Source organism: Ruegeria sp. AM9, assembly GCF_056540565.1.
This window is the reverse complement of record NZ_JBQFWY010000006.1, coordinates 1-19,119: the sequence shown is the minus strand read 5'-3', so window position 1 is coordinate 19,119 and position 19,119 is coordinate 1. Positions and strand designations below refer to the sequence as shown.

Below are 19,119 nucleotides of genomic sequence, written 5' to 3'. Positions count from 1 at the left end.
CAGCGCCCGCCAAGAGTGATATCACGGGCGTATGACCCTGTTTTCGTTGCTCACTCCGCAAGATCTGATGTTGGCCCTTGTCGTCGCCTTTGTGGCGGGGTGGGTGAAAGGCATGGTCGGGTTTGCCATGCCGATGGTTCTGGTGTCCGGGCTCAGCATGTTCCTGCCGCCTGATCTGGCGATTGCCGGGCTGATCCTGCCGACACTGGTGACCAACGGCGTGCAGGCTCTGCGCGAGGGCGTACCTGCCGCCGTCTCGGCGATCAAACAGTTCCGGGTATTTCTGATGGTCGGGCTTGTGTTCCTGCTGCTTGGCGCTCAGTTGGTCAGCGCAGTGCCTGCCCGGACCTTCTTGCTGATGATCGGGATTCCGGTCACGTTTTTCGCGCTGATACAGGTGTTGGGCGTGAAGCTCTCGCTTGGCAAACCGTCTGCGCGGATCGAGGCCGGAATCGGCGCGGTTGCAGGGTTTGTCGGCGGGATGTCGGGCATCTGGGGGCCGCCGACCGTTGCTTATCTGACCGCGCTGGACACACCCAAAGCGATGCAGATGCGTGTGCAGGGGGTGATTTACGGTTTGGGGGCCGTTGCGCTGATGCTGGCGCATCTGGGCTCTGGCATCCTGCGGGCCGAGACGGTGCCGTTTTCGGCGATCCTGATCCTGCCGGCGCTGGCGGGGATGTGGATCGGGCTGGGGTTGCAGTCGCGCATCGATCAGGCCGTGTTTCGCAAGGTGACGCTGCTTGTTCTGCTGATCGCAGGCGTGAACCTTTTGCGGCGCGGGGTGCTCGGCTAACTGCGCCTGTCGGCAAACCGGAAGGTATAGTAAAGCCCCAGCATCAGGAAAAACAGCCCCGAAATGTCGCCGATCAGAAAGGCAACGTATTCGACGCGTGCGCTGCCGAATGCCAGGTTGGTCAGGCCGGAAACAAGGAAGGACGTGATGATCCCCACCCCCATGACACAAGACCAGCAGGGTCTGCGGTCCGGTCGGGGAAACAGATCCCAACCGACCCATTTACACAGGTAAAACACGGCCGGCACCGTAGTGACGGCAATCACAATCGCCATCAACCGGCTTGGCAGGAACACGTCACTGCCGCCGAGAAAGGCAAAGACCACAAAGACTCCGGGCAGCAGCGCAAAGATCGCCCGCCACCCCAAAAGCCACGCCGACAGCACCCGCACCCCATGAGGCAGGAACAGCAAACTGGCCCGACTTGGATATTCAGGAAAGAACACATTCTGAAGCGGCATCAGCACCTCGAATGTAAGGTACGATGCCACCACATACGCCAGTGAGGCACAGAATGTGTCAGTCGCCCACCTGCGCGTGTCGATCATCAGCTACCTGTGCGCAGTTTAAAGGCGTCACTTGGGGGCATGAACGATATACCGGCCCCGGTTGGCGCTGCCGCTTTGCGACAAGTAGCCTTTCTGCACCAAGGATTTCAGTGCGCGAAAGAAGGTCGGTCGCGAGACGCTTTTGACAAGTGTGTGCTCAATCAGCCCGAAGGTGCGCACCTCTTCGTCGGATTTTGACAGCTCTTCGGCCGCGTAATAGATGTCGCGCTCAACCGGAGACAGTTGCTCCAGCCCCAGCGTCTGCTCCATGCTCTGCATCAGCTTGCGCAGTTCGGTCAGTTTCGAGATTTCGGTCATATTCTACCCATCGCTTCAAGTGCCGTCAGCCGCATGTCCGCGACGAAAATCGACATACTGAGTTGAGTGTTTTCAGCACGTCTCATCTTGACACTTATTCCCTTTATAATACAGTACTTATTTGATTAGGTTGCTCATTCTGCTGATGTGATCGTCTGCTCGAGCTGCCCCAAGGTCTTTTCAAGTTTGGTCCGGTGCAGAATTGCGCCGGACTTTTTCGTCATAATGACGTCATCAAATACCCCACGAACTGTCCTCGGGCAACGCATTTGTAACCGAACTGTGCGTAATACAACCTTGGGGTGATCGCATCGCGATAGACATTCCAAGAAAAAGGGGGCGAAACCGCCCCCTTTTCCGGTTAGCCGATGGCGACGGCTTTGATGTCTTCGTCGATGAAGGGCAGGTACTGTTCGAAGTTCTCGGCGAACATCTGCACCAGTTTTTCCGCCTGTTTGTCGAAGGCGGCCTGGTCGTCCCAGGTGCGGCGCGGGTCCAGCAGAACCTCGGCCACGCCGGGCACCGATACCGGCACGTCAAAGCCGAAATTGGCGTCCTTGCGGAATTCGGCGTCACGCAGCGACCCGTCCAGCGCTGCGGTCAGCAGGGCGCGGGTGGCCTTGATTGGCATCCGCGAACCAACGCCATAGGCACCGCCGGTCCAGCCGGTGTTCACCAGCCAGCAGGTCGCGCCGTGCTGGGCGATCTTGTCGCGCAGCAGGTTGCCATAAGCCTCAGGCCGACGCGGCATGAACGGCGCGCCAAAGCAGGTCGAGAAGGTCGGCTGTGGTTCGGTGATGCCACGCTCGGTCCCGGCGACCTTCGAGGTGAAGCCGGACAGGAAGTGATACATCGCCTGCGCCGGTGTCAGCCGTGCGATCGGAGGCAGAACACCAAATGCGTCACAGGTCAGCATGATGATGTTCTTGGGGTGACCGCCCAGAGCGCTGCTGGATGCGTTCGAGATATATTCGAGCGGGTAGGCGCAACGCATGTTCGCGGTCAGCGAGTCATCGTCGAAATCCAGCTCCTTGGTTTCGGGATCGAAGACCATGTTCTCGATCACGGTGCCGAACTTGCTGGTGGTGGCGTAGATTTCGGGTTCAGCCTCGGCGTTCAGGTTGATCGTCTTGGCATAGCAGCCGCCTTCGAAGTTGAAAGTGCCGCGATCCGACCAGCCATGTTCGTCATCACCGATCAGGGTGCGCGCCGGGTCGGCGGACAGGGTGGTCTTGCCGGTGCCCGACAGGCCGAAGAACACGGCGGTGTCGACCGGGTTGCCAACGGCGTGGTTGGCCGAGCAGTGCATCGGCATCACGCCTTTTTCCGGCAACATGTAGTTCAGCAGGGTGAACACGGACTTCTTGTTCTCGCCGGCATATTCCGTGCCGCCGATCAGGATCATCTTGCGATCAAAGTTCAGCGCGATCACGGTCTCACTGCGGCAGTCGTGCTTGGCTGGGTCGGCCTGGAAGCTGGGGCAGTTGATGATGGTGAAGTCGGCGATGAACTCGTTCAGGTCCTCGCGATCCGGGCGGCGCAGCAGGTGGCGGATGAACAGGTTGTGCCAAGCCAGCTCGGTGACCATGCGCACGTTGATCGAATAGGCCGGATCGGCACCGCCGACGAGGTCCTGCACAAAATAGTCGCGGCCTTTCATATGGGCCAGCATGTCTTCGTACAGCGCGTCAAAGCCCTCGGGGGTCATCGCGGCGTTGTTTTCCCACCAGATGGTGTCGGCGACGCTGTCGGTCTTGACGACGTGCTTGTCCTTGGGCGAACGGCCGGTGAACTTGCCGGTGGTGACCAGAAAGGCTCCGCCATTGCCAAGTGTGCCTTCGCCGCGCTTCAGCGCCTCTTCGATCAGCGCCGGTTCCATGAAGTTGTAATAGACATTGCCCAGACCCTCGATGCCCTGATCTTCGAGGCGGAATTGCGGGTTAACCCGTCCAGATGTCATGTGTGTCTTCTCCTGTGGCGGCGCGGCGGCTGTTGGGGCCACGTGCGCTCTTGGGGCAGTGTGCCGGGAAAGTCCGGCGGCTGGGCGCCTCTTATCACGGTCGTTTGGGGCATGAACAGGAGGGTTTGCCGCAGTTAGCGCAACCAAGCTCAGGTTTAGCGCCATCAGGAAATTCCTGTCGAAAAACAAGGCACTTTTCCGCGCGGGTTAACGGCTTTTTTGCCGCAGCTATGTGACAAGAAACGCGCGATTCGCAGATACGGATTGATTCGCGGCCATAAAACCGACAAAGATGCCTTACTAATAAGCGAAATATTGCATGAGAGAGCAGGAATAGGGGTATCCCCGATGTCAAAGATTGCACTGGTGGACGATGACAGAAACATTCTGACATCCGTTTCCATGACACTCGAAGCTGAAGGATTCGAGGTCGAAACTTATAACGACGGGCAAGCAGCCCTGGATGCATTCAACAAGAAACTGCCCGATATGGCCGTGCTGGATATAAAGATGCCACGCATGGACGGCATGGATTTGCTGCAACGGTTGCGGCAGAAAACCCAGATGCCGGTGATCTTTCTGACGTCGAAGGACGATGAGATCGACGAGGTTCTGGGCCTGCGCATGGGCGCGGATGACTATGTGAAAAAGCCGTTCTCGCAGCGTTTGCTGGTCGAACGCATCCGCGCATTGTTGCGCCGGCAAGAGGCGACGGCGGGCGATGTGACCAACGCCAATACCGGCGATACCAAGGTGATGGAGCGGGGCGACCTGCGGATGGACCCGTTGCGCCATGCGGTCAGCTGGAAGGGTGCGGATGTCTCGTTGACAGTGACCGAGTTCCTGCTGCTGCAGGCGCTGGCGCAGCGTCCGGGCTTTGTTAAAAGTCGCGATCAGCTGATGGATGTGGCCTATGACGATCAGGTCTATGTGGACGACCGGACCATCGACAGCCATATCAAGCGTCTGCGGAAAAAGATGCGGGCGGCAGATCCCGAGTTTTCGGCGATCGAAACGCTTTATGGCATCGGATACAGGTATAACGAAGAATAAGCGTAGCCGCTGAAAAAGGGTAACCGGGTCTGGTGCGCGATACGGAACAAGTGACCAAATTACAGGACGGAGATGTTGTTCTGGGGGATGACTGGGTCATCCCGCAAGATTCCGAGTCTGCCGAGTTGCGTGCTACGCGACGGCGGCGAAACCTGTTTTCGCTGCGCGGCTCACCGCTGGCGCGGAAGATCATCACCTTCAACCTGATCGCGCTGGTCATCCTTGTCACCGGCTTGCTGTATCTCGACGATTCCCGTGACGAGCAGGTCCAGCAGACCGCGCGCAACCTGATCGGGGACGCGCAGCTGGTCAGCAACGTGTTCGAGGCCCAGCTGCGTCAGAACCAGGCCGCCAGCTCGTCCGAACCGGCAGCGCTGGATGTGAAGGACACGCTTGCAGGCCTCAGCCTTCCCGACGGGGGTGAGGTCTTTGTCTATGACGCTGGCGGAACTCTGATCGGTTGGACGCGGGGGGCATCGGCCTCATCGCAAATGCCGGTTCTTCTGAGACCTGACGCCGAGGTTCAAACCGGCAGCACACTGATCAGCGACGCGCTGAATGCGGTTTGGACCGGTTTGTCCCGAGTCTTCGCAGGCGGGGGTGGCACTGATGCGCCGACCCTTGCGCAAAGGGTGCAGGAGATCATTCCGCAGGCGCTGCAGGGCCAGATGCAGGTGCAGGCGGTTCAGGATGACATGGGCAAAACTGTCATCGTCAGCGCGGCTCCGATCCTGCTGGACGGGGCACCGGTCGGCGCGGTCGCAATGGCTGGTCCTGCTGGTGAGATTGACGCGCTGGCCCGGCGCGAACAAGAACGCATTCTGCAGATGTTCGTTGTGGCGCTGCTGGTGTCCATCGGGCTCAGCCTTGTGCTGGCCTCGACCATTGCCAACCCGCTGGCCGATCTGGCCGCCGCGGCTGAAATGGGCAAGGATCGCGGTGCCGGGGTCAATCCGGGCCGTATCCGCATCCCCGACCTCAGCGCCCGCCCGGATGAGATCGGGCGCCTCAGCCGCGCGCTGCGGGGGATGGTGACGGCGCTGTATAGCCGCATCGACGCCAACGAACAGTTTGCGGCCGACGTGGCGCATGAGATCAAGAACCCGCTGGCCAGTCTGCAATCGGCGGTGGGCACCCTGCGCATGGTCAAACGCGACGATCAGCGCGACAAGCTGCTGGGCGTGATCGAACATGACGTGCGGCGTCTGGACCGTCTGGTCAGCGACATCTCGAACGCGTCGCGGCTGGATGCAGAACTGGTCAAAGAAGAGGAACAGCCCTTCGACCTGCTCAAACTGCTGGGCAATATCAGCCAGTTTCTGGGCGAAGATGCCCGCGCCAAAGGCATCGACTATATCACCGACCTGCCGTCTCAGCCGATCACGATCAACGGGCTTGAGGCGCGGCTGGCGCAGGTTTTCGTCAACCTGATCACCAACGCGATTTCCTTTTGCGAGGAAAGCGATGCCATCCGGCTTTGGGTGCGGCGGCGCGAAAACCGCGTACTGATCGTGGTCGAGGATACCGGTCCCGGCATTCCGGAACAGGCGTTGACCAAGATATTCAAGCGGTTCTATTCGCAACGCCCGGCCGAGCATTTTGGCAATAACTCGGGTCTTGGTCTTGCGATCTCGAAACAGATCGTCGAAGCGCATGGCGGCGTGATCTGGGCCGAGAATATTCGCCCGACCGAAGCGGATATCACGTCGGACCCGCAAGGCGCGCGTTTCGTCGTGGGCCTGCCCGTGTAAGCGTATGAGCGGCCAAACCCTTTTGGATATCCAGCAGCAGGACACCGCCATACTCCACGCCACATGTGTTACCGTTGATGGGCAGGGTGCGCTGATCCTCGGGCGTTCGGGGACGGGGAAATCGGCGCTGGCCCTGCAGATGATGGCGCTTGGGGCCGAGTTGGTCGGCGATGACCGGGTCGAGCTGCGAATGGCAGGCGACAAGGCCATAGCCGACGCTGCCCCGAACCTGCGCGGGTTGATTGAGGCGCGCGGCCTCGGCTTGCTGCGTGCACATGCTGCGGGGGCGACGCCGGTCCGCTATGTGGTCGACCTTGACCAGACCGAACCGGCGCGCCTGCCAGAGCCGGCAAAAACCGTGGTGCTGAGGCAAACTGTTCCCTTGCTTCGGGCGGGGGGCGTGCCCAATTTAGCTGCGGCACTTATGCAATTTTTGAAGATGGGGCGCGTGGACCCGGAATGGCCCAGCACATGACAACGCAACGGCGCATCGTCCTGGTGACGGGCCCCTCGGGTGCGGGCCGCTCGACGGCGATCCGGGTTCTTGAAGATCTGGGCTTTGAAGCCATCGACAACCTGCCGATGGGTCTTTTGATGCGCTTGCTGGAAGGCCCGCAAAGCGACCGTCCGATGGCGTTGGGTATCGATGCCCGCAATCGTGATTTCTCGACCATCGGTTTTATCGAGCTGGCTGTCAGGCTGCGGCGGATGGAGCAGGTCGACCTGACGACGCTGTATCTGGATTGCAGTGACGATGTTCTTTTGCGGCGGTTTTCGGAAACCCGTCGCCGGCACCCGGTTGCAGCGGATGCCAGCCCGGAAACCGGTGTGCGGCAGGAAAAGGAATTGCTGGCCCCGATCCGTGAAATCGCCGATATCCTGATCGACACCAGCCCGCTGAACATTCACCAACTGCGCCAGGAGGTCGAACGCTGGTTCGCCCCGCAGGGTGGGCGGCACCTGTCGGTGGCCATCGAATCCTTTTCGTACAAGCGCGGTCTGCCGCGGGGCCTGGACATGGTGTTCGACTGCCGGTTTCTGGCCAATCCTTATTGGCGGCCCGAGTTGCGGGCAGAAGATGGTCGAAACCCGGACGTGGCGCACTATGTTCAGTCGGATACGAACTACGCGCCGTTTTTCGACCGGGTGGTTGACCTGCTGAAAGTCCTGCTGCCAACCTTCCGGGCCGAAGGCAAGGCGCACCTTTCCGTGGCCTTTGGCTGTACCGGAGGGCAACACAGATCGGTGGCAATGGCCGAAGCGGTTGCAAAGGCCCTTGCAGAAGAGGGGCAGCAAGTGGCAATTAGGCACCGCGAAATGGAACGACGATCATTGAATGTGAGGCCGGATTGATCGGGATTGTACTCGTAGCACATGGGGGGCTGGCGCAGGAATACCTGGCCGCCATGCAGCATGTGGTCGGAAAGCAACCCGGCCTGGCCGCGATTTCGATCGAGCCCGATCACGATCGCGAGGCCAAGCAGGCCGAGATTTGCGCCGCTGCCGACAGTGTTGATGCCGGGGATGGCGTGGTTGTCGTGACCGACCTGTTCGGAGGCAGCCCGTCGAATCTGAGCCTGCGGGCCTGCGCGCCGCAGGACCGTCGCATCCTTTACGGTGCAAATCTGCCTATGTTGATTAAATTGGCTAAAACCCGCCACCTGCCCATTGCTGATGCGGTGCGGCAGGCGATGGAGGCTGGACGCAAATATATCAATGCGCAAAATGTGACATTACAAGAAGACCGGATTGATTAAGAATGACCAATCGAAGCCTGAAAATCATTAATGAAAAAGGTTTGCACGCCCGCGCCTCGGCCAAGCTGGTTGAGGTGGTCGAGGGCTTTGACGCGCAGGCCGAGGTTTCCAAGGACGGCTTTTCTGCATCGGGCGACAGTATTATGGGCCTTTTGATGTTGGCAGCCTCTCGCGGAACGACTATTGACGTCGAGACGTCCGGACCGGATGCTGAGGCGTTGGCTGATGCATTGGAAACCCTGGTGAACGACAAGTTCGGGGAAGGGTTCTGACCAGACCAGCCGCGATACGAAGAACGGGAAGACCAGGAATTGGCGGAAACGACGCACGAGACCAAGACAGGCCCGATGGTGGATGGGACAGCGGACCAGGGCGAAATCTACGACCGTAGAACCCTGACCTACGCGAATTCGTTCGACGATGCCTGGACGTCCACAGCCATTCGTGCCATCGAATGGTGCACCGGCAAGCTGACCATCCTGCGCATGGTCAACAAGTTCGAGAAAAAGAACGAATACTATCGCGGCCAGCGGTTCTGGGGCGGCGCGCTCGAGGTCATGGGCATCGACCTGACCACGCCGGAAGAGCAGATTGCCCGCATCCCGAAAGAAGGCCCCGTGGTCGTGGTGGCGAACCACCCTCATGGCATGGTCGACGGCATGATTTTCGCCGAGCTGATCGGTCGGGTGCGCAGCGATTACCGCATCCTGACCCGCTCGGTCCTGACAGGGCTGGACGAAGCGGCCACCTCGTTCATGATTCCGGTGCCGTTCCCGCATGACCCCGAAGCACAGGCCAAGATGCTGGAAATGCGCGGCAAGGCGATGGACCATCTGAAAGAGGGCGGCGTTGTGGCCCTGTTCCCATCGGGCGTGGTGATGTCCTCGGACGACTGGTTCGGCCCGGCGCAGGAACGCGAATGGAACGTGTTCACCGCCAAAATGATCCGCCGCTCTGGCGCACGGGTTGTTCCGATTTTCTTTCCTGGCAGCAACTCGCGCGCCTATCAGATCGCCAACAAGCTGTCACCGATCCTGCGGCAGGGGCTTTTGCTGCATGAAATCGTACGCTCCTGCAACAAACCGCAATCCCCGGTGATCGGCGATCCGATCTCGGACGAGGATATGCAGCTGCTGGAACGCGACCCGCGCGGCTTCATGGCTTGGCTCAGAAAGCACACACTGTCGCTGGGCCAGTCAATCAAACGCTGATCCGCCTCTTCATCTGGCCAAGAATATCCCGGGGGTGAGCCCGGATAAAATCCGGGCGAGGGGGCTGGCCCCCTCTGCCTTAACGTGTCGGAACCGGAACTTCGCCCCGGTAATCATAAAACCCACGCTCGGTTTTGCGGCCCAGCCACCCAGCTTCGACATATTTGGTCAGCAACGGGCAAGGGCGGTACTTGGTATCGGCCAATCCGTCATGCAATACGTTCATGATCGCCAGACAGGTGTCCAATCCGATGAAATCGGCCAGTTCCAACGGCCCCATCGGATGGTTCGCACCCAGCTTCATCGACTGGTCGATGGACTGCACGTTGCCGACACCTTCATACAGGGTATAGACCGCCTCGTTGATCATCGGCATCAGGATGCGGTTCACGATAAAGGCGGGGAAGTCCTCGGCGCTGGCGGCGGTCTTGCCCAGACGGTCCACCACTGCCTTGCAGGTGCCGAATGTCTGTTCGTCGGTGGCGATGCCGCGGATCAGTTCGACCAATTGCATCACCGGCACCGGGTTCATAAAGTGGAAACCCATGAATTTCTCGGGCCGATCCGTGCGGCTGGCCAGACGCGTGATCGAGATGGACGAGGTGTTCGAGGTCAGTATCGTATGCGGCTGCAGATGCGGCTGCAGGTCTTCGAAAATCGCCTGTTTGATCGTCTCACGCTCGGTGGCGGCTTCGATCACCAGATCCGTCTGCCCCAGTTCCGGCAGCTGCAGCGTCGTCTTGATCCGCCCCATTGCGGCCTGCATCGCCTCATCCGTGATTTTCCCGCGCGAGGCCTGACGCGCCATATTGCCTTCAATCGTCGCCACGGCAGCGGTCAGCGCGTCCTGGTTCACATCGGTGAGCAGAACATCATAGTCCGCCAGCGCCAAAACATGGGCGATACCGTTACCCATCTGGCCCGCGCCGATCACTCCGACTGATTTTACATCCATTTTCTGAGGCCTCTGTGTCTCGGGGTTGCGAGGACAGTATCGGCAGATCGGTGGGGGCGGCAAGGGGATCGAACCCATCCAATTTGCTTCAAATGCGCACATTAGCGTTTTCTAAAGACTTGGGGCTGCAAGATGGCAATCGGGTGAAAAATGGGTGAGTGTTATGAGCTATCATCAAACAGGCTCGGCGGGGGCCGGGCATGACGTATGCCAATACGGAGAATCGCGCCTTTGGTTCCGCGGGCCGGAACGGTCGTTGGACACGGCCTATATGGTCTGCGCCGGCGGGGATGAGACCTATGGCCGGTTTGTTGAACGGCCCTTTGCGGCGATTCTCGAAGAAAGGCTGGACCGGCGGTGCCTGAATCTGGGCAGCCTGTTCTGCGGGCTGGACGCGCTCTGCGGTGATGCGGGGCTGTTCTCGCTGCTGAACGGGGCAGAGCTGTGCATTCTGCAGGCCCCTGGTGTCCTGAGCCAGTCGAATCACTTTTACCGCGTCCACCCCCGGCGCAATGACCGGGTTCTGGCTCCAACACCGGATTTGATCGATCTGTACCCCGAGGTGGATTTTGCCGACGTCCATTTCGTGTGCCACCTGATGCGCCTGCTGCAAGGCTATCAGGACGCCCGTTTCGAGGTTGTGGCCGAAGAGTTGCGCCGAAACTGGGTTCAAAAAATCAGCGATCTGCTGGGCAGACTTGAGACACCGGTCATTCTGCTGGGCCTGCGCGTCTTGCAGGACAAGGACAGTCAGCGGGTTCCGGTCACGGTAACAGCTGAGATGCTGGAGACCGTCCGCCCGCACACCGCCGCCTGTGTCGAGGTCGCGGCCCATGTGTCCGGTCAATCTGATGAACTTGAGGACATGCTATTCGGCACCCTGCAACAGCCGATGGCCGAGCATATGATTGGCCCTGCCGCACATAAGACCATTGCCGATGCATTGGTTGGTCCAATTCGGAACCTGAATTGAAGAAGGCCCGCCTTTGGGGCGGGCCTTCCAAGGTTTCTCTCAGAAAAACCTGTTCCTGTGATCAGCCGAGTTTCTCGGTCAGTTCCGGCACGGCGTCGAACAGGTCAGCGACCAGACCGAAGTCAGCAACCTGGAAGATCGGTGCTTCTTCGTCTTTGTTGATCGCCACGATGACCTTCGAGTCCTTCATGCCCGCCAGGTGCTGGATCGCGCCCGAGATGCCGACGGCGACATACAGGTCCGGGGCAACAACCTTGCCGGTCTGACCTACCTGCCAGTCGTTCGGGGCATAGCCCGAGTCAACAGCCGCACGCGACGCGCCAACAGCGGCGCCCAGCTTGTCGGCGAGGGTTTCGATCAGTTTGAAGTCTTCCTCCGAGCCGACACCACGGCCGCCCGAGACAACCACGCCAGCCGAGGTCAGTTCGGGGCGGTCACTCTCGGCCACCTTGTCCTCGACCCAGGACGACAGACCGGGGTTTTCACCCACCGAGATGGTCTCGACAGCCGCCGAACCACCTTCACCCGCCGCGTCAAAGCTGGCGGTACGCAGGGTGACAACTTTCTTGGCGTCGTTCGACTTTACGGTCTGGATCGCGTTGCCCGCATAGATCGGACGTTCGAAGGTCGAACCGTCAACCACGCCGGACGCATCCGAGATCACCATCACGTCCAGCAGCGCTGCAACGCGCGGCATGACGTTCTTGGCGTCGGTGGTGGCGGGGGCAACGATGTGCTCGTACCCGTCTGCCAGCGACACGATCAGCGCTGCGGTCGATTCCGCCAGGCGGTGACCCAGCGAGGCGTCTTCGGCAACCAGAACCTTGGATACGCCATCGATCTTGGCAGCGGCCTCACCAGCGGCGGCGGCAGAACCGCCCGCGGCCAGAACGGTGATGTCACCCAGACCCTTTGCGGCGTTGACTGCCTTGGCGGTGGCGTCCATCGACAGCTCACCATTGTTGACTTCAGCGAGAAGAAGAACAGCCATTACACAGCCCCCGCTTCTTTGAGTTTCTCGACCAGCTCGTCGACCGAGCCCACGACGATACCGGCGGCACGCGCCGGCGGCTCTTCGGTTTTGACAATCTCCAGGCGCGGCGAGACGTCGACGCCGTAATCGGCGGCGGTTTTCTCATCCAGCGGCTTTTTCTTCGCCTTCATGATGTTCGGCAGCGACGCATAGCGCGGCTCGTTCAGGCGCAGGTCGACGGTCACGATGGTCGGCATCTTGACCGAGATGGTCTGCAGGCCGCCGTCAACCTCACGGGTGATCTTGGCGCTGTCGCCTTCGATGTCCAGCTCGGACGCGAAGGTACCTTGCGACCAGCCCAGCAGGGCCGACAGCATCTGGCCGGTGGCGTTCATGTCGTTGTCGATCGCCTGCTTGCCCGCCAGAACGATGCCCGGCTGCTCTTCCTCGACCACTTTGGCCAGGATTTTCGCAACGGACAGAGGTTCGATATCGGTGTGCACGTCATCGGTTGCAACAACCAGGATCGCGCGGTCGGCGCCCATGGCCAGCGCGGTCCGCAGGGTTTCCTGCGCCTGCTTGACGCCGATCGAAACGACAACAACTTCGTCAGCCTTGCCCGCTTCTTTCAGGCGGATCGCCTCTTCCACCGCGATCTCGTCGAACGGGTTCATCGACATTTTGACATTGGCGAGATCGACACCGCTACCGTCCGCCTTAACGCGAACCTTAACGTTATAGTCAATCACGCGTTTGACAGGCACGAGTACCTTCATTTTGCGCTTGCTCCTCACAAAAAACGGTAAGCCGCGTTGCGACTCCACCAATGCTCTCGGACGTTTGAATAACGTCTGAATTCGCCGCGCAACAGAGCAAAATCGTCACGTCATGGGTTTGGGACGTCGCGTTTCGTGTTTTTTGACGCTGCGGCCCGAAACTTAGCGGTTCGCGCCGGGGATCCACAGCACATCCCGCGTGCCGTTTTCATTGGCGCAGCGCGCGGCCACGAAGAACCAGTCGCTGAGGCGGTTGAGGTACTTCACCGCGACCTCGTTCACCGGCTCCATGTTGGTCAGTTCCACGGCCAGCCGCTCGGCCCGGCGCGATACGGTCCGGCATACATGCAGCTGCGCCGCCAACCGCGACCCGCCCGGTAGGATGAAACTGCGCAACGGCTCCAGAGATTCGTTCATGGCGTCGATTTCAGCCTCGAGCCGGTCGATCTGAGAGGCAACGACGCGCAGGGGCGGATAGTCGGCCTCGGCGTCCTTTTCCATTTCGGGGCGGCAGAAGTCCGCGCCCAGATCGAACAGGTCGTTCTGAATGCGCGACAGGGCGGTATCGACATCGCCTTCGGCCTCGGTGCGGGCCACGCCGACAAAGGCATTCAGCTCGTCCACGGTGCCATAGGCGGCCACGCGGCCCGAGTATTTTGCAACCCGCTCACCATTGCCAAGCGCCGTCTTCCCGTCATCACCGGTGCGGGTGTAAATCTTGTTCAGAACGACCATTTACTGTGCTCCTTGTCCGCGCAGCCAGACGTAGAGCACGATCAGCACCACGGCAATGAACTGAAACAGGATGCGCAGCTGCATCATCCTGTTGCTTTTCATCGCGGCGCTCTTTCCGCTTTTGCCGAAGTTTGAGATGCCAATCGCCAGCACGACGACCACCGCCGCCATAGCCAACAGCAAAACGACCATCAAAAGGTCCATGGGTGCACCGTCCGCGTTTCTTGTTTCGTTGGTCTATCATCTAGACCCACAGGGCCAAAAAGCGAACGGTTAATTTCACCTCAGACGTCCGAGAGGATGCGGTCGATGGTGCGGGTCGGCAGGATGCGGCGCAGGTATCCGGCGATGTATGTGGGCGTCGTCACATAGTACCGCGCCCGGGGGCGTTTTGACCCGACCGCATGGGCCAGCTTGTCTGTCACGGCCGAGGCCGGCAGCTCGAACCGGTCGGGCCCCGAGGATTCGTACAGTCTTTTCAACAGGGACGCCTCGTACCGTTCCCGCAGGGCCGAATTCTGCCAGTTGATGAACCGTTCGAAAAACGGGATCGAGTTTTCGCGGATTTTCGAGGTGATCGGGCCGGGTTCGATCAGAATGACCTTGATGTCGGTGTCGGCCAGTTCCAGGCGCAGGGTGTCCGTCAGACCTTCGACAGCGTATTTCGTGGCCACGTAAGCCCCGCGCCAGGGAAAGGCCACAAAACCGAGGACCGAGGAGTTCTGAACGATTCGCCCATGCCCCTGCGCCCGCATGACCGGAATCACCTGCCGGGTCAGCTCGTGCCAGCCAAAGAAGTTGGATTCGAATATCGCGCGCAGACCCTCTGTCGGCAGGTCCTCGACCGCGCCGGGCAAGCCATGCGCGCCGTTGTTGAACAGTGCGTCCAGCGTGCCGCCGGTGGCCTCCAGAACCTCAGCCAAGCCCGAGGTGATGCTGTCTGCGTCGGTGTAATCAATCTGCGGGCTTTCGAATCCCTGCGCCCTCAGACGGTCGCAATCGCGCTGCTGGCGGCAGGACGCAAACACCCGCCATCCACGCGCACGCATCCCATGGGCTGCGTCCAGGCCAATGCCCGAGGAGCAACCGGTGATAAGAATGGTCTTTTGCATGATCTTCCTGACTTTGAACCTGCGCCTAAGCTATGGCGCGGTTCGGGTCAGGACAATGACAGCACGACGTCAGTTCCGGGTTTTTCGTACCAGCGAGGCAGAAACCCACCCGACCTGTTGCTGCGGCAGCACGCGCAGGCGCAGCCAGCCGGTGCCGGATTCGCTCAGCACTTCGACCTGCTGGCCGATGGTGGCCTTGCCGATGATCGGATAGATCGTGCCCGGCCCGTCGCGCATGTTCACGCGGGTGCCCGAGATTTCACGCATGTCCTTTTCCGGCTCGGGGAGGGCGGGCGTCTCCGCCACATCGTTCTGAACCTCGTCGGTGGTCTGGCTCAGACCGGCCACGCCGTCTTCAAGCGAGGCCAGCGTGATGTTGGCGCTCTGGTCTTCGAACACCGACAGGGTCGAGAAAGATTCGAGCGTGGCGTCGTCGGCCACGAACTCGACCACCTCGTCCACCGCTGATTCCGGCTGAATGCGTAGGGTCGGAACGCGGGCCGCGACATTGGTCACAAGCTCTTCGGCGCGGGCAGGGGCGACAGATGGATTCGGAGCCGAGGCGATGCGAACGGGTTGTTCGGCCCGCAGGCCACGCGGTTCGAAATCCGGTCCACCGCTCATTACGTAAAAGCACCAACCAAGTGCAGCGAAAGTCATAACAATAAGGCGCGTCATGGCGCATCCCCCGGCAATCGTAAGAAACAACAAATAGGCAGTAGTCTAATCCGTTCAGGGTAACATAATTCGGGGGGCGTGTCGAAAAACCGGGGAAATCCGGGGGTTGCCTCCCCCTGTTGCAAAAAGCGCCACTTGTCCCCAGCAAAATATGCGCTGCTTGCTTTACCAAGGCGCTCTTGCGGCGTATCACATCATATATGAACGATACGATCGACGACCCCAACATGGAGGCCCCCGAGAACGGGGGCGAGGTAGCTGAACCGCTGCGCCGCGCGATTGGCGAACGCTATCTGACCTATGCGCTGTCCACCATCATGCACCGGGCTTTGCCGGACGCGCGCGATGGTCTGAAGCCGGTTCACCGGCGAATCCTGTATGCGATGCGCGAGCTGCGACTCAGCGCGACGGGTGGGTTCCGGAAATCCGCCAAGATTTCGGGCGACGTGATGGGTAACTACCACCCGCATGGCGACGCCGCGATTTACGACGCAATGGCGCGTTTGGCGCAGGATTTTAACGTCCGTTATCCGCTGGTGGACGGGCAGGGGAATTTCGGCAATATCGACGGCGATAACCCGGCGGCCTCGCGATATACCGAGGCACGGATGACCATCGTGGCCGAGGCGCTGCTTGAGGGCCTGAACGAGGACGCCGTCGATTTCCGCGACAACTATGATGGCACGCTGACCGAGCCGGTTGTGCTGCCCGCGCAGTTCCCGAACCTGCTGGCCAACGGCTCCAGCGGCATCGCGGTCGGCATGGCGACGAATATTCCGCCGCACAATATTTCCGAGCTGTGCGACGCCTGTCTGCATCTGATCAAGACGCCGGACGCGCGCGACGATACGCTGCTGAACTACGTGCCCGGTCCGGACTTCCCAACAGGCGGCGTGATTGTCGAACCGCCCGAGAACATCGCGCAGGCCTATCGCACCGGGCGTGGATCGTTCCGCCTGCGCTGTAAGTTCGAGGTCGAAGATCTGGGCCGCGGTCAGTGGCAGATCGTGGTCACCGAGATTCCCTATCAGGTTCAGAAGTCCAAGCTGATCGAAAAGATCGCCGAGCTGATCCAGACCAAGAAAATCCCGATCCTTGCGGATGTGCGTGACGAATCCGCCGACGATATCCGTCTGATCCTCGAACCGCGTTCCAAGAACGTGGACCCCGAGGTGCTGATGGGGATGCTCTATCGCAACTCGGACCTTGAGGTGCGGTTCAGCCTGAACATGAACGTGCTGATCGACGGCGTGACGCCCAAGGTCTGTTCGATGAAGGAAGTGCTGCGCGCCTTCCTTGATCACCGGCAAGAGGTTCTGATCCGTCGCTCGCGTCACCGTCTGGGCAAGATCGATCACCGCTTGGAGGTGTTGGAGGGCTTTATCGTCGCCTTCCTCAACCTCGACCGCGTGATCGACATCATTCGTTACGACGACGACCCCAAAGCCGCCCTGATGCGCGAGGATTGGGGCATTACCCATGTTCGCGCCACCAGTGAGGCGGATTATGTCTCGCCCAAGCCGGGCGAGGGCGAGCTGTCCGAGGTTCAGGTCGACGCCATCCTAAACATGCGCCTGCGCTCCTTGCGTCGTCTCGAAGAGATGGAGCTGGTCCGTGAACGCGATGCGTTGATGGAAGAGCGCGCCAATCTCGAGGACCTGCTTGCCGATCCCGCCCTGCAATGGGCCAAGATCGCCGAGCAGTTGAAAGAGACTAAGAAGACCTTCGGCAAAGACTACGAAGGCGGCGTGCGCCGGACCCAGTTTGCCGAGGCCGGACAGGTCGAGGAAGTGCCGCTGGAGGCGATGATCGATAAGGAACCGATCACGGTTGTCTGCTCTCAGATGGGCTGGATTCGCGCCATGACCGGTCATATCGACCTGAAGCGTGAGCTGAAGTTCAAGGATGGTGACGGCCCACGTTTCATCTTCCACGCAGAGACCACGGATCGCCTGCTGGTATTTGCCTCAAACGGGCGATTCTACACGGTCAGCGCCGCCAACCTGCCTGGTGGGCGGGGCATGGGTGAGCCGCTGCGCCTGATGGTCGATCTACCGAACGAGGCGCAGATTATCGACATCCTGATCCACAAGCCGGGGCGCAAGCTGCTGGTGGCCTCGGACGCGGGTAACGGCTTCATGGTGCCTGAAGATGAGGTGCTGGCCCAAACCCGCAACGGCAAACAGGTTCTGAACGTCAAAGGCGACGAAACCGCGATGATCTGTAAGCCGGTCGCAGGCGACCACGTGGCCGTAGTGTCCCAGAACGGCAAGTTCCTCGTCTTCCCGACCGAGGACCTGCCCGAGATGACCCGCGGCAAAGGTGTGCGCCTGCAGAAGTATAACATGGCACGCGGGCGTCAGGGGACGCTGGAGCTGGATGGCGGTCTGTCGGACCTGACGACCTTCAACTGGGAAGAGGGTCTGAAATGGTCCATGGGCGGTGACAAAACGCGGCACGAAGCCGACATGTCCCAATGGCTGGCCAAGCGTGCCAGCGTCGGGAAAAAGCCGCCCTACGGCTTCCCGCGCGATTATAAATTCTCGTGATCGGACACACGCTTCAGGTAGAATTTCGCCGATACGGCTTGGCACAGGCCGTATCGGTGCGCTAGATCAAAGCAAAACAGGCCTATCGAGAAGAGACCATGTTGCGCATTCTGACCTTGATCACCGGACTGGCCCTGATGGGCGCTTGCACCCAGACACAGGTTTACGAAGAACCTGAGTCGTTGGGTGAGTTCAAGCTGAGGGTCAACTACGCCTTTGCCGACAAGGCGGTTCAGGGGCCGGTGTCGCGTGACGCCACGCCGGGTGAATGGACCGAGGCCATTCAGAATGCAGTTGATATTCGACTTGGGCGTTACGAGGGCGCACAAGAATACGACATCGGCATCAGCCTCGAAGGTTATATGCTGGCTCCTCCGGGCATCCCGGTGATCTACAACCCCAAAAGCACGGCTATCGTTCTGGTCAATGTCTACGACGTGAATGAAAAAGAGTTCCTCGCCAAGGGTAAGCAGTTCCAGGTCCTCGAAGATACGACCGGGGGGAGCGCCCTGAAAGGGTCGGGTCACGAGCGCACCAAAGAGGAACAAATGAGCGGTCTCGCTCTCAAAGTGGCCGACCGGGTCGAAGAGTGGTTGGCCGAAGAACATGAAGAGAACGGCTGGTTCGATCGACGCCCGGACCTGATCCAGCCACTGGATTCCGACGTGGTGACGCAAAATCCGGCATCGTAAACGGGTTTTAACGCAGGATGCGCTTGATTTTCCCCTTTGAACCAAATATCTCGCGCGCGCAGATGTAACCACGGGACCAAGGGTCCCCCAAATCGCAAAAGGGTGCCTGAGGAATGGCAAAGGAAAAGTTTGAGCGTACAAAACCGCACGTCAACATCGGCACGATTGGCCACGTTGACCATGGTAAAACGACGCTGACCGCAGCGATCACCAAGTATTTCGGTGACTTCAAAGCGTATGACCAAATCGACGGTGCGCCGGAAGAGAAAGCGCGCGGCATCA

At 60.1% G+C, this 19,119-nt stretch carries 22 protein-coding genes; 12 read left to right on the top strand and 10 right to left on the bottom strand.

The features are described from left to right. The first annotated feature begins 31 nt into the window (after window positions 1–31). Window positions 32–796: a sulfite exporter TauE/SafE family protein gene (locus ACR0DO_RS11850; protein ID WP_480558953.1), complete on the top strand. Its 765-nt coding sequence runs from the start codon at window positions 32–34 to the stop codon at window positions 794–796. Here ACR0DO_RS11850 and ACR0DO_RS11845 read toward each other — a convergent pair. From ACR0DO_RS11845 to ACR0DO_RS11835, 3 genes are all read right to left on the bottom strand, one after another. After that, on the bottom strand, window positions 793–1,344 hold the full coding sequence (locus tag ACR0DO_RS11845; protein WP_480443242.1) for a hypothetical protein: 552 nt from the start codon (window positions 1,342–1,344) through the stop codon (window positions 793–795). The two genes, ACR0DO_RS11850 and ACR0DO_RS11845, sit on opposite strands and share 4 nt — an antisense overlap. 27 nt (window positions 1,345–1,371) lie before the next feature. Next, complete coding sequence (locus ACR0DO_RS11840; RefSeq protein WP_170448080.1) at window positions 1,372–1,662, bottom strand: hypothetical protein; 291 nt, start codon at window positions 1,660–1,662, stop codon at window positions 1,372–1,374. A 361-nt stretch (window positions 1,663–2,023) separates the two neighbouring features. Further along, a complete protein-coding gene (locus ACR0DO_RS11835; RefSeq protein WP_170448083.1) occupies window positions 2,024–3,622 on the bottom strand; it encodes a phosphoenolpyruvate carboxykinase in 1,599 nt (532 codons plus the stop codon). A 348-nt stretch (window positions 3,623–3,970) separates the two neighbouring features. On the opposite strand from ACR0DO_RS11835, the gene ACR0DO_RS11830 reads away from it, so the two are divergent. From ACR0DO_RS11830 to ACR0DO_RS11800, 7 genes are all read left to right on the top strand, one after another. Then, window positions 3,971–4,675 (top strand): response regulator transcription factor, encoded by a 705-nt coding sequence (locus ACR0DO_RS11830; protein ID WP_170448085.1) that lies wholly within the window; start codon window positions 3,971–3,973, stop codon window positions 4,673–4,675. 32 nt (window positions 4,676–4,707) lie between these two features. Then, complete coding sequence (locus tag ACR0DO_RS11825) at window positions 4,708–6,426, top strand: sensor histidine kinase (RefSeq protein WP_480558951.1); 1,719 nt, start codon at window positions 4,708–4,710, stop codon at window positions 6,424–6,426. Window positions 6,427–6,430: 4 nt separating this feature from the next. Beyond that, complete coding sequence (locus ACR0DO_RS11820; protein ID WP_480558949.1) at window positions 6,431–6,901, top strand: HPr kinase/phosphorylase; 471 nt, start codon at window positions 6,431–6,433, stop codon at window positions 6,899–6,901. Beyond that, entirely contained in the window at window positions 6,898–7,779 is an 882-nt protein-coding gene (rapZ, locus tag ACR0DO_RS11815) for an RNase adapter RapZ (RefSeq protein WP_480443245.1), read from the top strand. Before ACR0DO_RS11820 ends, rapZ begins: the two co-directional genes overlap by 4 nt. Then, a complete protein-coding gene (locus ACR0DO_RS11810; protein ID WP_170333676.1) occupies window positions 7,776–8,183 on the top strand; it encodes a PTS sugar transporter subunit IIA in 408 nt (135 codons plus the stop codon). Before rapZ ends, ACR0DO_RS11810 begins: the two co-directional genes overlap by 4 nt. 2 nt (window positions 8,184–8,185) lie before the next feature. Next, entirely contained in the window at window positions 8,186–8,455 is a 270-nt protein-coding gene (locus ACR0DO_RS11805) for an HPr family phosphocarrier protein (RefSeq protein WP_170328297.1), read from the top strand. A 75-nt stretch (window positions 8,456–8,530) separates the two neighbouring features. Beyond that, complete coding sequence (locus tag ACR0DO_RS11800) at window positions 8,531–9,394, top strand: lysophospholipid acyltransferase family protein (protein ID WP_480558946.1); 864 nt, start codon at window positions 8,531–8,533, stop codon at window positions 9,392–9,394. Window positions 9,395–9,473: 79 nt separating this feature from the next. Here the strand turns inward: ACR0DO_RS11800 and ACR0DO_RS11795 are convergent, their stop codons facing one another. Beyond that, window positions 9,474–10,349, bottom strand: a complete 876-nt coding sequence (locus ACR0DO_RS11795; RefSeq protein ID WP_480558944.1) for a 3-hydroxybutyryl-CoA dehydrogenase — start codon at window positions 10,347–10,349, stop codon at window positions 9,474–9,476. A gap of 163 nt (window positions 10,350–10,512) precedes the next feature. Here ACR0DO_RS11795 and ACR0DO_RS11790 point away from each other — a divergent pair, with 163 nt between their 5' ends. Beyond that, window positions 10,513–11,322, top strand: coding sequence for a DUF6473 family protein (locus ACR0DO_RS11790; RefSeq protein WP_480558942.1), 810 nt, complete (start codon window positions 10,513–10,515; stop codon window positions 11,320–11,322). A 61-nt stretch (window positions 11,323–11,383) separates the two neighbouring features. On the opposite strand, the gene ACR0DO_RS11785 is transcribed toward ACR0DO_RS11790, so the two are convergent. The 6 genes from ACR0DO_RS11785 to ACR0DO_RS11760 form a co-directional block, all read right to left on the bottom strand. Further along, the gene (locus tag ACR0DO_RS11785) at window positions 11,384–12,313 is read right to left on the bottom strand and encodes an electron transfer flavoprotein subunit alpha/FixB family protein (protein WP_170448100.1); all 930 of its coding nucleotides are present in this window, start codon (window positions 12,311–12,313) and stop codon (window positions 11,384–11,386) included. Beyond that, on the bottom strand, window positions 12,313–13,071 hold the full coding sequence (locus tag ACR0DO_RS11780) for an electron transfer flavoprotein subunit beta/FixA family protein (protein ID WP_170448102.1): 759 nt from the start codon (window positions 13,069–13,071) through the stop codon (window positions 12,313–12,315). The genes ACR0DO_RS11785 and ACR0DO_RS11780 overlap by 1 nt, the downstream gene beginning before the upstream one ends. Before the next feature lie 162 nt (window positions 13,072–13,233). Continuing rightward, window positions 13,234–13,806, bottom strand: a complete 573-nt coding sequence (locus ACR0DO_RS11775) for a cob(I)yrinic acid a,c-diamide adenosyltransferase (RefSeq protein WP_480558939.1) — start codon at window positions 13,804–13,806, stop codon at window positions 13,234–13,236. Further along, the gene (locus ACR0DO_RS11770; RefSeq protein WP_170448106.1) at window positions 13,807–14,010 is read right to left on the bottom strand and encodes a twin transmembrane helix small protein; all 204 of its coding nucleotides are present in this window, start codon (window positions 14,008–14,010) and stop codon (window positions 13,807–13,809) included. An 80-nt stretch (window positions 14,011–14,090) separates the two neighbouring features. Continuing rightward, complete coding sequence (locus ACR0DO_RS11765) at window positions 14,091–14,918, bottom strand: SDR family NAD(P)-dependent oxidoreductase (protein WP_170448108.1); 828 nt, start codon at window positions 14,916–14,918, stop codon at window positions 14,091–14,093. A 69-nt stretch (window positions 14,919–14,987) separates the two neighbouring features. Further along, window positions 14,988–15,578: an SH3 domain-containing protein gene (locus ACR0DO_RS11760; RefSeq protein WP_480558936.1), complete on the bottom strand. Its 591-nt coding sequence runs from the start codon at window positions 15,576–15,578 to the stop codon at window positions 14,988–14,990. A gap of 218 nt (window positions 15,579–15,796) precedes the next feature. Between ACR0DO_RS11760 and ACR0DO_RS11755 the strand changes: the two genes are divergently transcribed. The 3 genes from ACR0DO_RS11755 to ACR0DO_RS11745 form a co-directional block, all read left to right on the top strand. Then, window positions 15,797–18,145 carry a DNA topoisomerase IV subunit A gene (locus ACR0DO_RS11755; protein ID WP_480558935.1) on the top strand — a complete coding sequence of 783 codons (2,349 nt, stop codon included), beginning with the start codon at window positions 15,797–15,799 and terminating at the stop codon, window positions 18,143–18,145. A gap of 98 nt (window positions 18,146–18,243) precedes the next feature. Continuing rightward, window positions 18,244–18,837 carry a hypothetical protein gene (locus ACR0DO_RS11750; RefSeq protein ID WP_480558933.1) on the top strand — a complete coding sequence of 198 codons (594 nt, stop codon included), beginning with the start codon at window positions 18,244–18,246 and terminating at the stop codon, window positions 18,835–18,837. Window positions 18,838–18,950: 113 nt separating this feature from the next. Continuing rightward, on the top strand, window positions 18,951–19,119 hold a 169-nt coding region (locus ACR0DO_RS11745), incomplete at its 3' end, for a GTP-binding protein (RefSeq protein WP_480559235.1).

Bases quoted from the DNA above. Each gene is read 5' to 3' on its own strand.
- ACR0DO_RS11835 (WP_170448083.1), bottom strand. From the start codon at position 3,622: ATGACATCTGGACGGGTTAACCCGCAATTCCGCCTCGAAGATCAGGGC.
- rapZ (WP_480443245.1), top strand. From the start codon at position 6,898: ATGACAACGCAACGGCGCATCGTCCTGGTGACGGGCCCCTCGGGTGCG.
- ACR0DO_RS11775 (WP_480558939.1), bottom strand. From the start codon at position 13,806: ATGGTCGTTCTGAACAAGATTTACACCCGCACCGGTGATGACGGGAAG.
- ACR0DO_RS11755 (WP_480558935.1), top strand. From the start codon at position 15,797: ATGAACGATACGATCGACGACCCCAACATGGAGGCCCCCGAGAACGGG.
- ACR0DO_RS11790 (WP_480558942.1), top strand. From the start codon at position 10,513: ATGAGCTATCATCAAACAGGCTCGGCGGGGGCCGGGCATGACGTATGC.
- ACR0DO_RS11800 (WP_480558946.1), top strand. From the start codon at position 8,531: ATGGTGGATGGGACAGCGGACCAGGGCGAAATCTACGACCGTAGAACC.
- ACR0DO_RS11820 (WP_480558949.1), top strand. From the start codon at position 6,431: ATGAGCGGCCAAACCCTTTTGGATATCCAGCAGCAGGACACCGCCATA.
- ACR0DO_RS11840 (WP_170448080.1), bottom strand. From the start codon at position 1,662: ATGACCGAAATCTCGAAACTGACCGAACTGCGCAAGCTGATGCAGAGC.
- ACR0DO_RS11830 (WP_170448085.1), top strand. From the start codon at position 3,971: ATGTCAAAGATTGCACTGGTGGACGATGACAGAAACATTCTGACATCC.
- ACR0DO_RS11850 (WP_480558953.1), top strand. From the start codon at position 32: ATGACCCTGTTTTCGTTGCTCACTCCGCAAGATCTGATGTTGGCCCTT.
- ACR0DO_RS11785 (WP_170448100.1), bottom strand. From the start codon at position 12,313: ATGGCTGTTCTTCTTCTCGCTGAAGTCAACAATGGTGAGCTGTCGATG.
- ACR0DO_RS11765 (WP_170448108.1), bottom strand. From the start codon at position 14,918: ATGCAAAAGACCATTCTTATCACCGGTTGCTCCTCGGGCATTGGCCTG.
- ACR0DO_RS11760 (WP_480558936.1), bottom strand. From the start codon at position 15,578: ATGACTTTCGCTGCACTTGGTTGGTGCTTTTACGTAATGAGCGGTGGA.
- ACR0DO_RS11780 (WP_170448102.1), bottom strand. From the start codon at position 13,071: ATGAAGGTACTCGTGCCTGTCAAACGCGTGATTGACTATAACGTTAAG.
- ACR0DO_RS11795 (WP_480558944.1), bottom strand. From the start codon at position 10,349: ATGGATGTAAAATCAGTCGGAGTGATCGGCGCGGGCCAGATGGGTAAC.
- ACR0DO_RS11845 (WP_480443242.1), bottom strand. From the start codon at position 1,344: ATGATCGACACGCGCAGGTGGGCGACTGACACATTCTGTGCCTCACTG.
- ACR0DO_RS11805 (WP_170328297.1), top strand. From the start codon at position 8,186: ATGACCAATCGAAGCCTGAAAATCATTAATGAAAAAGGTTTGCACGCC.
- ACR0DO_RS11750 (WP_480558933.1), top strand. From the start codon at position 18,244: ATGTTGCGCATTCTGACCTTGATCACCGGACTGGCCCTGATGGGCGCT.
- ACR0DO_RS11770 (WP_170448106.1), bottom strand. From the start codon at position 14,010: ATGGACCTTTTGATGGTCGTTTTGCTGTTGGCTATGGCGGCGGTGGTC.